This is a genomic window from Paenibacillus sp. FSL F4-0125 (genome assembly GCF_038008565.1).
Taxonomy (GTDB): Bacteria; Bacillota; Bacilli; order Paenibacillales; family Paenibacillaceae; genus Paenibacillus_AQ.
This window is the reverse complement of the sequence record NZ_JBBOZJ010000001.1, coordinates 4,798,937-4,812,264: the sequence shown is the minus strand read 5'-3', so window position 1 is coordinate 4,812,264 and position 13,328 is coordinate 4,798,937. Positions and strand designations below refer to the sequence as shown.

Genomic DNA, 13,328 nt, shown 5'->3' with positions numbered 1-13,328 from the left:
AGCGGGGGAGGATTCACTATGTTAAGAATAGGTTTGATTGGCTTTGGATTTATGGGACGGATGCATTTTGATAATTATGTTCGCTTAATGGAAGAGGGGCATCCCATCGCCCTTAAAGCCATTTGTGATTTGCGAATTGAGGAACTAAAAGACGGTAAAGCGGACGGCAATATGAGTACCGCTCAAGAAGTGTATGATTTAACAGCTTACAATCTCTATGATGATCTGGAGAAAATGATTGCGGGTGAGGAACTGGATATGATCGATATTGCAGTTCCTACTTACCTGCATGCTGAAATGGCTTGTTCGCTGCTAGAACGTGGATATCATGTCTTCTGTGAGAAGCCGATGGCTAGAACTTCAGTAGAAGCGCAGAAAATGGTAGAAACCGCGGAGCGCAGTGGAAAGAAGCTGATGATCGGACAGTGCCTTCGTTTTTGGCCAGGGTATGAATATTTGAAAGAAGTTGTCGAAACTGAGCAATTTGGTAAAGTAACGGAAGGGTATTTCTACCGTGGTTCAGGAGCTCCTAAAGATTGGTTTCTGGATGAGAAGCTAAGCGGCGGAGCTATCCTGGATATGCATATTCACGATACGGATATGATTAATTATCTATTCGGCAGACCGGATAAAGTATCGACTTTAGGAAGGAATGTTCTCCCAGAAAGTGGATACGATATTGTTTCTACACACTATTTTTATAAGGATGCAAAAGTAATCAATGCTCAGGTTGACTGGACGCTGGAGGGCGACTTTGGCTTTTACATGGGGTACAGGGTTAATTTCGAGCGAGGAAATATTGTATTTGATGGTAGTGGAGTCAAGGTGAATCCCAATGATGGAGCAGGCTTTACGGTAGAGCTTTCCCCGGATGCGGGTTACTACAGAGAGTTGGTTTACTTCCTGGATGCGATTATTCAAGAGAAGCCTATCGTTATATGTACGCCGGAGAGTGCAGCAGAATCTGTGGAGATCATAGAGGCGGAAGTACAGTCAGCGAATGCCGAAGGGGAATGGATTGTACTTAACTAACAGGATATAGAGGATGGATAGGCGTGCCTGGAGGATAGATCATTGTAGATGATTCCTCCAGGCACGTCTTTTTGGCCTGTATTTTCGTCTATCCTTATTTGCGCTGGAATTTTGTATTGTCCCTAGCATAGTGCGATACGGAGCCGTCATATCTTCTTAAACGTACCTGTTCATCGGAGAACTGTTCCACAATTCCTGAGGCTACCTCTGAATACATTCCATCAGGGTCAAGCTGCAGAGCAGAAATATAAGTTTGGGATAAAGCAGCTATAAAAAAATCAATATTTTTATTAAGTGTATGTGGCATGGTATTCCCTCCGGTGATATCTTCAACATGTATGAATATATAATCCTAAGGAACTATTTTACCACGTTTTGCTGATGAGTTTGAGGAGGAATTACTTGGTTTTGGTCAAAAAAATGCGAAATTTGGTTGTAATTATATATATTATCCGAAGATCACCCGTGGGCAGGTAGCGAAGTTGTTTCGCTGTCTGCTCTTTTTTTACATTCTGGTTTGAAAAGAATCCTGCGGACGGATATGATTTGTGTAATGAAAGGATGATCGCCAAATGACAGAACAGATTCAAAGAGCCAAGGAGTTATACACACGATTTCTGGGTCATTTTTTAAATATGCATAAGGCAGGTTTGCTTAAAGAGTATAAGAGTTTTGAAATTCCTAGAGAACAAGAATTAGAATGGCTGAATGAATTAGCCTTGGAGTACGCCGAGCAGTTGTCGATCCGGGATTGGGATGCGATTACTGCACTAGACGCTTTATCGAGAAACTATCAAGACAGCTGGATTGTGGAGAAGGTATCTTCCTTTGCCTTGCGGAATATGATGAGTGCGGACAGTTTGGTTAGATTAATCTACGCTGAGAAACTGGTTGAAATCATTGGCTCTCATAAACAAGTGATCTCAAAAGAACTGTTATTTGAGGCCTGTAAGGCTGCCGTGCAAATCCTCGAAAATGTAATTTCTCAGCCGCTGGTCATTGACCCTGGACATGATCTTAAGGAGCTTGGCCTTAAAGATAAAAGAGCTTTGAACAGTCGTGCAGAGCAAAGTATGGAACAGGTGAAGGTACTGATTAATTAACCGTTGGAGGGGAAATATGAGATTACTCGTAGCGCAACCCAATCACGAACCCCATTTGGAGCATTTGCTCAAAGAAATGAGCAGGCAGGATTCTTTTGACGCGGTGTTGTATCCGGAAGCTTATGTAGCAGATGAAGTCAGTGTGAAGACTTTATGTGAACTCGCCAAAACATATAAGAAGCTGATCATTACAGGATATAGGAACAGCAATAATAAGGATAGAGCGCTGATGATTCATCCTTCGGGGGATATCATTTTGGAACGAGCGAAATCACCGATGGATGAACAGCTGTATCGCCCTTCAGTTGCGGAAGCGGATAGTCTCCGTATTGGTTATTTGCTGTGTGTTGAGCTGCTGCAGGGATACATAGGTTTGGAAGGACAAGCAGAGTCGTTAGATTTCATCGCGCATCCGATTGGGGTGGGCATGTTCAGCGAAGAGCAGTTTACATTATGGATCGAGGAAGCGACTAGGATTGCCATTAAATATAACACAATGATCATTGGGACAAGCCATGCTGACGGATCTTACCGAAATTGCGGAATTTCGATTCCCATCTCTTATTGGATCGATTCTACTGGAGAACCTATTTATATTTCGAGCAATGATACGAGAAGTCGCATTCTTAATCTCGAGACAAAGCAGGTTGATGTGCTAGATTAAGGAGCGGCTGAAGTTGACATACTGTTGTCAAATTGGGTGTGCTACGATTTTATAACAGATTAACTCTGAAGATCTATAGAAGAAAATGAGGGATATTCAATGACTGAACCTTTAAAAACGATGTACAATGAACAATTTCTGCATAATTTCGGCGAAAAGATTCGCAGTGTATATAGTGTCTTCGACACGGATGCATTTGTAATTTCGGCTATGTCGGAACCCTGGGATGCGCTCGAACTGAAGGCAAGGATGCGACGGATTACGGAGACACTGGGAAGTCATTTACAGCTTCCCTATGAGGAAGCACTGGCGATATTGTTCGCCATTGCTGAGGATTGTGTAGGATTTCCATACTTGATCTTTCCGGATTTTGTAGAGGTATTCGGGCAAGGAGCTGAACATTGGGAGTTGTCCATGCAGGCGCTGGAAAGGTTCACATCGAAATCGTCGGCAGAATTTGCGGTTAGACCGTTTCTCATTCGTGAACCGGAGCGGATGATGGCGCAAATGCTAGTATGGTCGAAGCATCCTGATGAGCATGTACGCCGGTTAGCAAGTGAAGGTTGTCGCCCTCGACTACCCTGGGGACAGGCGCTCCCGATGTTTAAGCTTGATCCAGCCCCTGTGCTGCCTGTACTTGAGCAACTGAAGACAGACTCCTCCCTATATGTGCGCAAGAGCGTGGCCAACAATTTGAACGATATTGCGAAGGATCACCCAGAAGTGGTACTTGAGACCGCACGCCGCTGGATAGGTACAGATCCCCTCACAGACTGGATTGTGCGGCATGGTTGTCGTTCTTTAATCCGTAAAGCAAATCCGGAGATCATGGCTTTATTTGGATATGCGGAGCAAGCAGACGAAGCAACACCACTCATAACGAGGGCTTCTATCACGATTGATCCTTCCATCCTGCGGATTGGAGAAAGCTCCGAATTACAATACGAGCTTCAAGTTTGTGAAGGAACTCCTGCCCGTGTTCGAATAGAATATGGCATCTATTTCGTGAAGGCTACAGGTCGAACCTCTCGTAAATCTTTCTTACTATCAGATAAAACAGTACCTGGGGGTACAATTCTGTCTGGCAAACGGACGCATCGCTGGGCGGATTTAACCACTCGCCGTCATTATCCCGGGGAACATCAGATAGTGTTGTTGGTTAACGGGCGTGAAGTAGCAAATACGGTGTTGAATCTTGAGGGGGTGAGTAAATGAAAAAAGAAGTATTGATTTTTATTTCTAATGGATATGCGGATTGGGAGGCTGGCTATATAAGTGCCGAACTAAACAAGCCAGAAAGTGAATACAAAGTTAGGACAGTTTCTTTAAATGGCGATAATGTACACTCTATGGGTGGATTTACTGTTGTACCTGACTATACTATTGATAGTTTACCCGCCCAGTTTGAAATGTTAATTTTAATTGGGGGTACAGGCTGGAAAGATAATTCTGCGATTATTCCAGTTGTAGAACAATGTATACAAGCTAGGACACCTTTAGCTGCTATATGTGACGCAACCACTTTTTTAGCAGAACATGGTTATTTAGATCACATTCCTCACACTGGAAATTCATTGGATTACTTAAAAGAGTACGCTCCAAATTATAAAGGACATGCGAATTTTATAGAAAAACAGACCGTTTCGAGTGATGATATTATTACTGCTAATGGCACGGCTGCATTGGAATTTACAAGGGAAATCTTGAAGAAGTTAAAGGTTATGCCGGTAGAAAAAGTCGATGGATGGTATACTTTTTTCAAAAATGGATTTTATCAGGAATAATGAAGGCATGAAAAAAAGGTGTTCTCAGGTCTTATCGACTTGAGAGCACCTTTTTGCTTATTTTTTCACTTCAGTAACGCCCGTTACTTTTCCTTGATCCGAGGTATCGAAGGTGGATTGATACTTAGCATCTGCGAAGTAAACATTCCCTTCAACCGTTGCATTTACTAAACTGAAGCCATCTGCTTCTACGTATACATCACCAATAAATGTGCCGCCTTGAATACGAGCGTTTTTACTTTTGATCGTAAGTTTTGGTGCAGTTAGTTTAAAGGAGTTGGTGATATTGTGCTCTGCATCTTGTGTATAGAGAGCAATTTTGCGGGCAGGTTCATCTTTATTCGTGAATTGTCCGTCCAGCACGAGATCCTCGGTGAAGGTTAAATCTTTCAGTGTAGCGGCAATCCAAGTACCGTCCGCACTGATAGCCTTTTTAAAGGCCTCTTCATTATCCACTACTGACGCAGAGGTTACAGCATCAGTGGTGTTATTAGTGTTGCCAGCGTTATTGGTGTTGCCAGGTGTAGTGGTGGCGGTGGGGGTGACGTTGGCATTGTTATTGGTTGAGTTTCCGCATCCGACCAATAGCACAATTGCAAATACTGCGGCTACGCTTGCTATCTTTCTCATCTGTTATAACCTCCCTGAGTAATTGTACTGATATCCTTCGAGCTTACTATAGACTGATTAGTTAATATTAATGTGGTGCTTTGCTTGTGGACACAGTAATATTTACCGATCATTCTACAAATGGTAATATAGGCCTGGACATCTCTGGCGTATAGTATGAACTGAAAAGTGTAATTTATACGGAGAAATTTGCGGAAAATAACAATCTACTTTCGATGAAGAAGCATTTTGGATTACAATAAGTTAAGGTGAAAAAGGAGCTATACCAATGGCTAAACAGAAGTATTATGTAGTATGGGAAGGCAAGCAACCGGGAGTCTACAGCACTTGGGCAGAATGTCAGGCGCAGACCGATCACTATACCGGAGCCAAATATAAATCTTATGAATCTAAAGCGGCGGCAGATGCGGCTTACACAGCAGGTTGGAAAGGCAATTGGGGAACAGGGGCATCTGCATCTGGCGCAGCTAAGTCTAAGGGGACAAGTTCTTTTAAACGAAGCGCATCAGTTGAGACCTCAGCAGAAATTGATTACGACAGCATATCAGTAGATGTAGGAACTCGAGGCAATCCGGGTCCAGTTGAATACAAAGGCGTGGATACACAAACCGGAGATATTATTTTCTCTTGTGGGCCGATAAAAAAAGGAACTAATAATCTAGGTGAATTTTTAGCAATTGTGCATGCCTTGGCGCTGCTGAAGAAAGAGGGAAGTAAGAAGACGGTCTACAGTGACTCTGTGAATGCAATGAAATGGGTAAAGCAGAAAAAGGTTGCGACAACCTTGCCGCGCGATGCTTCAACAGAGGAGATTTGGGTGCTTATTGACCGGGCAGAACGTTGGTTACAAACCAATACGTATGACAATAAAGTGCTGAAATGGCAGACCAAAGAGTGGGGCGAAATCAAGGCAGATTACGGTCGGAAATAGGTGCAGTAAGGTTCTGAGTTTCGGATTGAGGAGGAGAAACGGGATGTTCGGCAACGATTGGGATGAGATATTACGGGAAGAAATGCAAAAAACTTATTTTCTGGAGCTTATGGATAATCTGGAAAGTGAATATAAGGATCATACGGTCTATCCGCCAAAAGAATTGCTATTCACGGCGTTAAGGCTTACGCCATATAGTGAGACACGGGTTGTTATTCTGGGTCAGGATCCCTACCATGGGGCGGGACAAGCTCACGGCTTAAGCTTCTCTGTAAATCCGGGCGTGCGTGTACCGCCTTCACTGCGTAATATTTATACGGAGCTAACGGAGGATGTCGGAGTACCGATTCCTAACCATGGGTCCTTACTGGGATGGGCAGAACAGGGAGTACTTATGCTCAACTCAGTACTAACGGTACGAGAGGGAGAACCGAATTCTCATAAAGGTTTAGGCTGGGAGACATTCACAGACGCTATAATGAAGAAGTTAAATGAAAGAACTACACCGATAGTTTTTATTTTATGGGGAAGTCACTCACAAAAAAAAGGCGCCTTTATAGACCAAAGTCGACATGAGGTTATTCAGTCTCCACACCCGAGTCCGCTCTCTTCCTATCGTGGATTCTTTGGTAGTCGTCCTTTTTCGAAGGTCAATCAGTTTTTGGAGTCGAAGGGTATGAAAGGGATCGATTGGTTCATTTCGGACTTATAGCTAGTGGATGTTGGGAAGGAGGAGGGGGCTATGAAGCATTGGGTAGGTAAACCGGTTATCATGTACTGCGGTGAAGAACCTTACACAATCATGAAGGGGATTTTGCGCAAATGGGATCTTTCTGCTTCTGTAGCGGTTATCGGTCATCAGGAAATTGCCGTGCCATTCCAGGATATTGTGGTCATCAAGGCTTTGGCTCCTAGAGAAAGAGCGCTGCCTCCAGTCTTGCATTCTGTGGGTTATGTGATGAGGGAACGGCAGCAATTTGATAACGCAGTATATTTTAAATCGGCAGTGAGCGTGTGGAAAGAGGATCGGCTGATTGCTCTGAACACGACCATCGTTTCGCATACAAAGGGTTCAGTTACACTACAGGATGGACAGAACCTTATGAAGGGCAATCACATCTTTGTAGTTCGTTCTTTACGGGGGTAATTATTTTAGTTCCTCTATTAAGAAAAATAAAAAGGTGCGTCTCCAATTGGAGGCGTACCTTTTTATTTATGTAACTTCAGACAGTTCGTATAACTTCTTAGCAAACGTTATAGCTGTTCATTCTTCAGAGGCTCAGCCTCTTCCTCTCGATCTGCAACAATTATCTCATACACTCGCAGGAAAATAATTTTGGCAATCATATAGACGGGTAGTGCAATTAGCACGCCAATAATACCGTAGAAATCACCACCTATAAGAACAAGAAGGACAGTAGTTAATGGATGAACATCTAATGATTTTCCGTAAATGATCGGTGAGAGTACGTTATCTTGGATTTGCTGAGCAATGAATATGACGACCAAAGACCATATTGCCATCGTAGGTGACTCAATGAATCCAACAATAACTACCGGTATTCCCGCAAGGAAAGAACCCACATAAGGAATGAAATTGAGCGGTACAGAAATTACTGCGAGCAGCAGTGAGTAAGGCAGACCGATGATAAGGAAACCGATATATAACATAATACCGAGTACGACGTTTAACACCACACGTGTGACAATGAAGCTGCTCAGTGCGCTGTCGATATCCCCGAACATCTCTTTGCCTTCCTTACGGTATTTTTTCGGGATTAGACTCTGTAATTTAGGGGATAGCTTATAGTCATCTTTCAGCATGTAGTACAGAATGATGGGCAAGGTAGCGATTAGAATTACAATACTGGAAACTACGCCGATCAAATTGGACATCGAATTGGTCACCCAAGTAATAGCATCGCTTAGATATTCTGATATACGGGCAGCTATGTCAGAGTCTCCTTGGAAAAAACGTGACAATGAGGGATTGTCTCTTAATGCATTGAACTGATCTTGTAATCCCTGAACGAGATAAGGGGTGTTATCTATAAAGTTCTGAATTTGTTCTTGCAGCGTCGGCCAGACTAGAACCCAGAAGAGAACGAACAATCCCGCAAATAGGAAATAAATGAGCAGGATGGAAAGTGTGCGGTTTAATTTTCTTTTTTCAAGAAGCCTTACTAACGGCCGTAACAGGTAGTACATGAAACCTGATAGTACCATGGGAACGAGTAATAATCTGATAATGGCAGCCAGTGGTGCGAATAGAAACATTACTTTAGAGCCTAAGTACAAAATAAGTAAAAAAGCGATAATAGCAAGACTTGTCCGAAAATACTTCTGTTGTTGCAATAGAAACATCCCCCAGTTTCAAAATAATAATCTATGTAGTTTAATAACCCTAATTCACATGTCTTGATTCAAAAGAGTGGATTACTCTCCGGTAGGTAGTTCTTGGCATATCCGTGGAGGATGACCATTTGACTAAGGCTACGCCAAGTAAGAGGTTCACAATTTATAACCATAACATCATCATTTCAATCACTTAGGAGCTTCGTAGATCATCTTGATTTCCGTCTAGAGGATTTTCTCGTGGATAGGGTGAATATTTCTGGCACTATAACCTCTCCTCCGCTTTCCTTTGTAACCTGTCTTGCCTTGACGAGAGATAAAAAAGCGAAAAATTCCCCTAAAGTGGCCAGTGCGGCAGCGATGATTTCATAATCTTCAGCGCTTAATTCTGCAGTTTCTTCCTGATTTACATTCCCATTGTTATTTCCATTGCTTTTAGCATTGCTGCTACTGCCCGGTTTTTTGTTGTTTCTTCCGTTGGCCATTTCTGATCACCCGCTTTTCCCTATATGTAATATTAATATGATTTAAAGACCGTTAAGGAGATAGGCGACTGGTATCTAATTTTCTGAGGGGGCTGTCCAACCTTGGAGAGAAGCTGAGATCAATCCATTTATTACATTCTGTTAGAGTGTCATTTTTAATGTTAAAGCGCTTTACAGATGATGAAAACGCTGTTAAAATCATAAACGAGCACAAACGATCAATAACAGTCATAAATAATCAATTAATGATCATGAATTTCCCATGAATTTCCAAAGATAAGCGCAATGCATAGATGGGATGGCGCTGTAACTTAAAGGAGCGAACCACGATGTTGTTTGAGGAAGAGAGAAAACAAAGAATCGTGCTTTTTGTGGAAAAGAATTCAAGAGCTTCGGTACAAGAGCTAAGTCAGGAGCTGGGTGTATCCGAGTCCACTGTACGCCGTGACCTGAAAGAGCTTGAAGAAGCTAAGTTGTTGAAACGAACACATGGCGGGGCAGTTTCCCTGCAGAGTGTCAACTTTGAGGCATCCTATCCAGATAAGGAAGATCGCTTGTTGGATGAGAAGCAGAGGATTGCACGCAAGGCAGTAGAGATGATTGAGGAAGGCGATGCTATTCTGCTGGATGCTGGAACAACAACGCTGCAGATTGCCAAAGAATTAAAGACTTTTTCTAATATCAAGGTGATTACGAATTCAATCATGGCGCTCAATGAGTTGAGGGATTGCCGGAATATAGAAGTTTCGATTACAGGTGGTATGCTGCGGCCCGATACACTGGCTTTTGTAGGACCGATGACAGAACGTTCTTTAGAAATGGTGCGAGTAGATAAAACCTTTCTTGCAACTAACGGATTGGACCTACGAGAAGGCATTACGACTCCAAATATGCTTGAGGCTGCGACTAAGCGCAAAATGATCTCGGTTGCGAAGCAAGTGATTCTTCTCGCTGATCATAGCAAACTGGGTCAGGTATCCTTCTGCAAGGTTGCCGATGTGATGGAAATGGACCACTGCATTATTGATTCTGGTGCATCTGACAAGTTCATCCGTGAGCTCACACAAATGGGCGTTGACGTCTCTCTGGTATGACCCTAGACAGATGATTTTTTTATGGATAGAAACTGTCTTAATTTGAGTGGTAAGGAATCATCGTAAGATCGTTTGGAGAAATTACATTTGCCGCATGTTCAAGCGGTAATCTAATGGCTTAGAAAACCAAAATAATTGAGGGATAACAATGATCTATACAATAACGCTAAATCCTTCCATTGATTACATCGTGGAAGTTGAAGATTTGAGACTAGGTGATTTGAACCGGATGAAACGTGATTTAAAGCTTCCCGGTGGTAAAGGGATTAACGTATCCCGCGTGTTAAATCAGCTTGAGGTTCAGAATAAAGCTATAGGCTTCCTTGGTGGATTCACCGGGCGATATATTGAGGAATGGTTGCGGAAAGAATCAATTTCTAGTGATTTCGTGTTTGTTTCTGATGATACGCGAATTAATATCAAGCTTAAGCATGGAGAAGAGACAGAGATTAACGGTGCAGGGCCTGTCATCAATGATACGGAGGCTGATGCGCTGTTGCAGAAGCTGTCCGCTTTGAACGAGGCTGATGTTGTAATCTTGTCGGGAAGTGTTCCCCCATCGCTTGGTGCAGACTTCTATGACAAGTTGATATCTGTATGCAAGCAGAGAAGGGCCGAATTTGTAATTGATACTACAGGGTCAGCGCTGAAAATGGCACTTCCTCATCAGCCGTTGCTCGTTAAGCCCAATCATCATGAGCTTGCAGAGCTATTCGGCGTTACGATACAGACTAAGGAAGAAGTCATTACTTATGGGCGTAAGCTGCTGGAAGCAGGCGCGAAGCATGTGCTGGTTTCAATGGCAGGTGAAGGTGCCTTATTCATAACGGATCAGGGGGTATACCACGCCAATGCTCCAAAAGGAACAGTAAAGAATTCTGTAGGCGCAGGGGATTCCATGATTGCTGGATTCGTAGGTACATTATCCTTGACAGGAGATTTGATGGAGGCGTTCCGAGCAGGTGTTGCCTCAGGAAGTGCAACGGCGTTCTCAGATGACCTGGCAAATAGAGAATTTATCGAGCAACTTAGACCGCTGATCGACATCTCAGAAGTGTAAGCAAACAGCATTCAAAGTACTCAAGGGAGTTGGAAGACATGAAAATTACGGATTTAATGATAAAAGACACAATGATTATGGATTTAAAAGCAACCACTAAAGAAGGGGCAATTGATGAATTGATTGCCAGTCTTGCCGCAAGTGGTCGTATCAATGATCCAGTTCTATTTAAAGAGATGATTCTGAAGCGTGAAGAGCAGTCCAGTACTGGGATTGGTGGCGGTATCGCAATGCCACATGCTAAGACTAAAGCGGTGAATGAAGCGACAGTTGTGTTTGCCAAGAGTGCGACGGGCGTCGAATTCGAATCGCTTGATGATGAGCCGGCTCGGATCTTTTTTATGATTGCCGCCCCAGAAGGAGCGGGCAACATGCATCTTCGCACATTGGCCTCGCTGTCCAGACTGTTGATCGATAGTGAATTCATTGAACAGCTGATGAACACCCGAACGCCAGATGAGGTATCCGCCTTGTTCGATGCGAAGCAGGCGGAAGGAGAAGCCAAGGAGAAAGAGAGCGAAGCTGCTGAAGCTGTCAAGAAGTCAGAAACTGAAAAGCTAATCGTCGGCAACCCGGATTCCCAAGCATTCGTCGTAGCTGTTACAGCTTGTCCTACCGGAATTGCGCATACCTTTATGGCTGAAGATGCGCTCAAGAAGAAGGCTCTGGAAATGGGAGTTAATATCCGTGTAGAAACGAATGGTTCTGAGGGAGCCAAGAACATCTTAACACCTGATGAAATTCGGCGTGCAAGTGGTGTAATTGTCGCAGCGGATAAACAGGTGGAAATGGCTCGCTTCGATGGTAAGCCTGTGCTGCAGAGACCGGTTAGTGACGGTATTCGTAAATCGGAAGAACTTATTCGCAAAGCAATGAACGGCGATGCACCGATATACCATAATGAAGGCCGCAGTGGCAATGAGGGAGAATCAAAAGAGAAGTCAGGTAGTATCGGCAGTAAAATATATAAAGACTTGATGAACGGTATCTCCCACATGCTGCCGTTTGTAGTCGGCGGCGGTATTCTGCTGGCGATCTCCTTCCTGATTGAACAAGTCGGCGGAGAGGATCATCCACTATTCCAGTTACTGCAGACGATTGGTGGCGGCGATGGTGCCTTCCATTTCCTAATTCCTGTCCTTGCAGGATTTATTGCGATTAGTATTGGTGATCGTCCAGCCCTGATGCCGGGTATGGTCGGCGGTTACATGGCCTTGAATTCCAATGCTGGATTCCTCGGCGGTCTGGCTGCAGGTTTCTTGGCTGGTTATGTTGTTATCGGTCTGCGCAAAGTGTTTGCAGGTCTGCCAAAAACGCTCGACGGATTAAAGCCGATTCTGTTATATCCGGTATTTGGTCTATTGATTACCGGTGGATTGATGTATTACCTGTTCGATCCGATCTTTAGCTGGATGAACGTAGGGCTCATTAATTGGCTTAACGATCTTGGAACCGTTAATGCAGTAATTCTGGGTCTCGTTCTTGGTGGAATGATGGCTATTGATATGGGAGGTCCTTTCAATAAAGCGGCCTACACTTTTGCCATCGGGGTATTCACTACCAGTGGAAATACTAATGGATTCATGATTGCAGCTGTAATGGCAGGCGGTATGGTTCCTCCACTTGCAATAGCGCTTGCTACTACCTTCTTCAAGAATAAATTTACAGAATCAGAACGTAAATCAGGATTAACAAACTATGTATTGGGCTTATCGTTCATTACAGAAGGGGCGATTCCATTCGCCGCTGCCGATCCACTGCGTGTTCTGACCTCTTGTATCCTAGGTTCAGCCGTAGCTGGTGGTCTTACTCAGTTTTGGAATATCAACGTCCCAGCACCGCATGGCGGGATCTTTGTAGCCGCACTTTCGAGCCACGCATTGTTGTTCCTGTTGGCTGTTCTGATCGGATCTGTCATTTCCGGATTAATGCTAGGATTATGGAAGAAACCTCTTGAGGCAAAATAATAAAATAAGTAATTTGAACTGCTGGCACCGGACGCTTCTTCTGGCGCTCGGCAGTTTTTTTGAATATAAGAATTTGTATGTTTACTCTAAAACCCACCCCTCTTTTTTTCGCAGAAACGATCATCTTCCCTGAGAGGACGCTGAAGGTGTTTCTTAACTTGACCACGTATTTCCTTCAACCCTTGCGAGAATAATCTCCTTACATGGGGTTTATTTTTGTATA

General features: G+C 43.6%; 15 protein-coding genes. 11 read left to right on the top strand and 4 right to left on the bottom strand.

Annotated features, from left to right (window positions below):
• Positions 1-18 precede the first annotated feature (18 nt).
• The gene (locus NST74_RS21490) at positions 19-1,032 is read left to right on the top strand and encodes a Gfo/Idh/MocA family protein (protein ID WP_341114338.1); all 1,014 of its coding nucleotides are present in this window, start codon (positions 19-21) and stop codon (positions 1,030-1,032) included.
• A gap of 94 nt (positions 1,033-1,126) precedes the next feature.
• Here NST74_RS21490 and NST74_RS21485 read toward each other — a convergent pair whose 3' ends face one another.
• On the bottom strand, positions 1,127-1,339 hold the full coding sequence (locus NST74_RS21485; protein WP_042129966.1) for a hypothetical protein: 213 nt from the start codon (positions 1,337-1,339) through the stop codon (positions 1,127-1,129).
• A 265-nt stretch (positions 1,340-1,604) separates the two neighbouring features.
• Here NST74_RS21485 and NST74_RS21480 point away from each other — a divergent pair, with 265 nt between their 5' ends.
• The 4 genes from NST74_RS21480 (at position 1,605) to NST74_RS21465 (ending at position 4,583) form a co-directional block, all read left to right on the top strand.
• Positions 1,605-2,135 carry a hypothetical protein gene (locus NST74_RS21480; protein WP_042129965.1) on the top strand — a complete coding sequence of 177 codons (531 nt, stop codon included), beginning with the start codon at positions 1,605-1,607 and terminating at the stop codon, positions 2,133-2,135.
• Positions 2,136-2,151: 16 nt separating this feature from the next.
• On the top strand, positions 2,152-2,799 hold the full coding sequence (locus tag NST74_RS21475) for a hypothetical protein (protein WP_341114334.1): 648 nt from the start codon (positions 2,152-2,154) through the stop codon (positions 2,797-2,799).
• 99 nt (positions 2,800-2,898) lie between these two features.
• On the top strand, positions 2,899-4,014 hold the full coding sequence (locus NST74_RS21470; protein WP_341114332.1) for a hypothetical protein: 1,116 nt from the start codon (positions 2,899-2,901) through the stop codon (positions 4,012-4,014).
• Entirely contained in the window at positions 4,011-4,583 is a 573-nt protein-coding gene (locus NST74_RS21465) for a type 1 glutamine amidotransferase family protein (protein WP_341114330.1), read from the top strand. Before NST74_RS21470 ends, NST74_RS21465 begins: the two co-directional genes overlap by 4 nt.
• 57 nt (positions 4,584-4,640) lie before the next feature.
• Here NST74_RS21465 and NST74_RS21460 read toward each other — a convergent pair whose 3' ends face one another.
• Positions 4,641-5,213 carry a hypothetical protein gene (locus NST74_RS21460; RefSeq protein WP_339266394.1) on the bottom strand — a complete coding sequence of 191 codons (573 nt, stop codon included), beginning with the start codon at positions 5,211-5,213 and terminating at the stop codon, positions 4,641-4,643.
• A 268-nt stretch (positions 5,214-5,481) separates the two neighbouring features.
• On the opposite strand from NST74_RS21460, the gene rnhA reads away from it, so the two are divergent.
• From rnhA to NST74_RS21445, 3 genes are read left to right on the top strand one after another with little or no spacing between them, the layout of a single operon-like run.
• Positions 5,482-6,144 carry a ribonuclease H gene (gene rnhA, locus NST74_RS21455; RefSeq protein ID WP_042129956.1) on the top strand — a complete coding sequence of 221 codons (663 nt, stop codon included), beginning with the start codon at positions 5,482-5,484 and terminating at the stop codon, positions 6,142-6,144.
• A gap of 43 nt (positions 6,145-6,187) precedes the next feature.
• The gene (locus NST74_RS21450; protein ID WP_341114329.1) at positions 6,188-6,856 is read left to right on the top strand and encodes a uracil-DNA glycosylase; all 669 of its coding nucleotides are present in this window, start codon (positions 6,188-6,190) and stop codon (positions 6,854-6,856) included.
• Positions 6,857-6,886: 30 nt separating this feature from the next.
• Positions 6,887-7,291, top strand: coding sequence for a hypothetical protein (locus NST74_RS21445; protein WP_042129953.1), 405 nt, complete (start codon positions 6,887-6,889; stop codon positions 7,289-7,291).
• Positions 7,292-7,398: 107 nt separating this feature from the next.
• Here the strand turns inward: NST74_RS21445 and NST74_RS21440 are convergent, their stop codons facing one another.
• Complete coding sequence (locus NST74_RS21440; RefSeq protein WP_341114327.1) at positions 7,399-8,508, bottom strand: AI-2E family transporter; 1,110 nt, start codon at positions 8,506-8,508, stop codon at positions 7,399-7,401.
• A gap of 200 nt (positions 8,509-8,708) precedes the next feature.
• Positions 8,709-8,984, bottom strand: coding sequence for a hypothetical protein (locus NST74_RS21435; RefSeq protein ID WP_341114325.1), 276 nt, complete (start codon positions 8,982-8,984; stop codon positions 8,709-8,711).
• A gap of 293 nt (positions 8,985-9,277) precedes the next feature.
• Between NST74_RS21435 and NST74_RS21430 the strand changes: the two genes are divergently transcribed.
• The 3 genes from NST74_RS21430 (at position 9,278) to NST74_RS21420 (ending at position 13,105) form a co-directional block, all read left to right on the top strand.
• Complete coding sequence (locus tag NST74_RS21430; protein ID WP_156114843.1) at positions 9,278-10,078, top strand: DeoR/GlpR family DNA-binding transcription regulator; 801 nt, start codon at positions 9,278-9,280, stop codon at positions 10,076-10,078.
• A 148-nt stretch (positions 10,079-10,226) separates the two neighbouring features.
• A complete protein-coding gene (gene pfkB, locus NST74_RS21425; protein ID WP_341114323.1) occupies positions 10,227-11,138 on the top strand; it encodes a 1-phosphofructokinase in 912 nt (303 codons plus the stop codon).
• 38 nt (positions 11,139-11,176) lie between these two features.
• On the top strand, positions 11,177-13,105 hold the full coding sequence (locus tag NST74_RS21420) for a PTS fructose transporter subunit IIABC (RefSeq protein ID WP_341114322.1): 1,929 nt from the start codon (positions 11,177-11,179) through the stop codon (positions 13,103-13,105).
• The last annotated feature ends 223 nt before the right edge of the window (positions 13,106-13,328 follow it).

Excerpts from the sequence above, each read along its gene's own strand:
- NST74_RS21420 (WP_341114322.1), top strand. The coding sequence starts at position 11,177 with ATGAAAATTACGGATTTAATGATAAAAGACACAATGATTATGGATTTA.
- NST74_RS21430 (WP_156114843.1), top strand. The coding sequence starts at position 9,278 with ATGGGATGGCGCTGTAACTTAAAGGAGCGAACCACGATGTTGTTTGAG.
- NST74_RS21440 (WP_341114327.1), bottom strand. The coding sequence starts at position 8,508 with ATGTTTCTATTGCAACAACAGAAGTATTTTCGGACAAGTCTTGCTATT.
- NST74_RS21445 (WP_042129953.1), top strand. The coding sequence starts at position 6,887 with ATGAAGCATTGGGTAGGTAAACCGGTTATCATGTACTGCGGTGAAGAA.
- NST74_RS21450 (WP_341114329.1), top strand. The coding sequence starts at position 6,188 with ATGTTCGGCAACGATTGGGATGAGATATTACGGGAAGAAATGCAAAAA.
- NST74_RS21470 (WP_341114332.1), top strand. The coding sequence starts at position 2,899 with ATGACTGAACCTTTAAAAACGATGTACAATGAACAATTTCTGCATAAT.
- NST74_RS21435 (WP_341114325.1), bottom strand. The coding sequence starts at position 8,984 with ATGGCCAACGGAAGAAACAACAAAAAACCGGGCAGTAGCAGCAATGCT.
- pfkB (WP_341114323.1), top strand. The coding sequence starts at position 10,227 with ATGATCTATACAATAACGCTAAATCCTTCCATTGATTACATCGTGGAA.
- NST74_RS21475 (WP_341114334.1), top strand. The coding sequence starts at position 2,152 with ATGAGATTACTCGTAGCGCAACCCAATCACGAACCCCATTTGGAGCAT.
- NST74_RS21460 (WP_339266394.1), bottom strand. The coding sequence starts at position 5,213 with ATGAGAAAGATAGCAAGCGTAGCCGCAGTATTTGCAATTGTGCTATTG.
- rnhA (WP_042129956.1), top strand. The coding sequence starts at position 5,482 with ATGGCTAAACAGAAGTATTATGTAGTATGGGAAGGCAAGCAACCGGGA.
- NST74_RS21485 (WP_042129966.1), bottom strand. The coding sequence starts at position 1,339 with ATGCCACATACACTTAATAAAAATATTGATTTTTTTATAGCTGCTTTA.
- NST74_RS21490 (WP_341114338.1), top strand. The coding sequence starts at position 19 with ATGTTAAGAATAGGTTTGATTGGCTTTGGATTTATGGGACGGATGCAT.
- NST74_RS21465 (WP_341114330.1), top strand. The coding sequence starts at position 4,011 with ATGAAAAAAGAAGTATTGATTTTTATTTCTAATGGATATGCGGATTGG.
- NST74_RS21480 (WP_042129965.1), top strand. The coding sequence starts at position 1,605 with ATGACAGAACAGATTCAAAGAGCCAAGGAGTTATACACACGATTTCTG.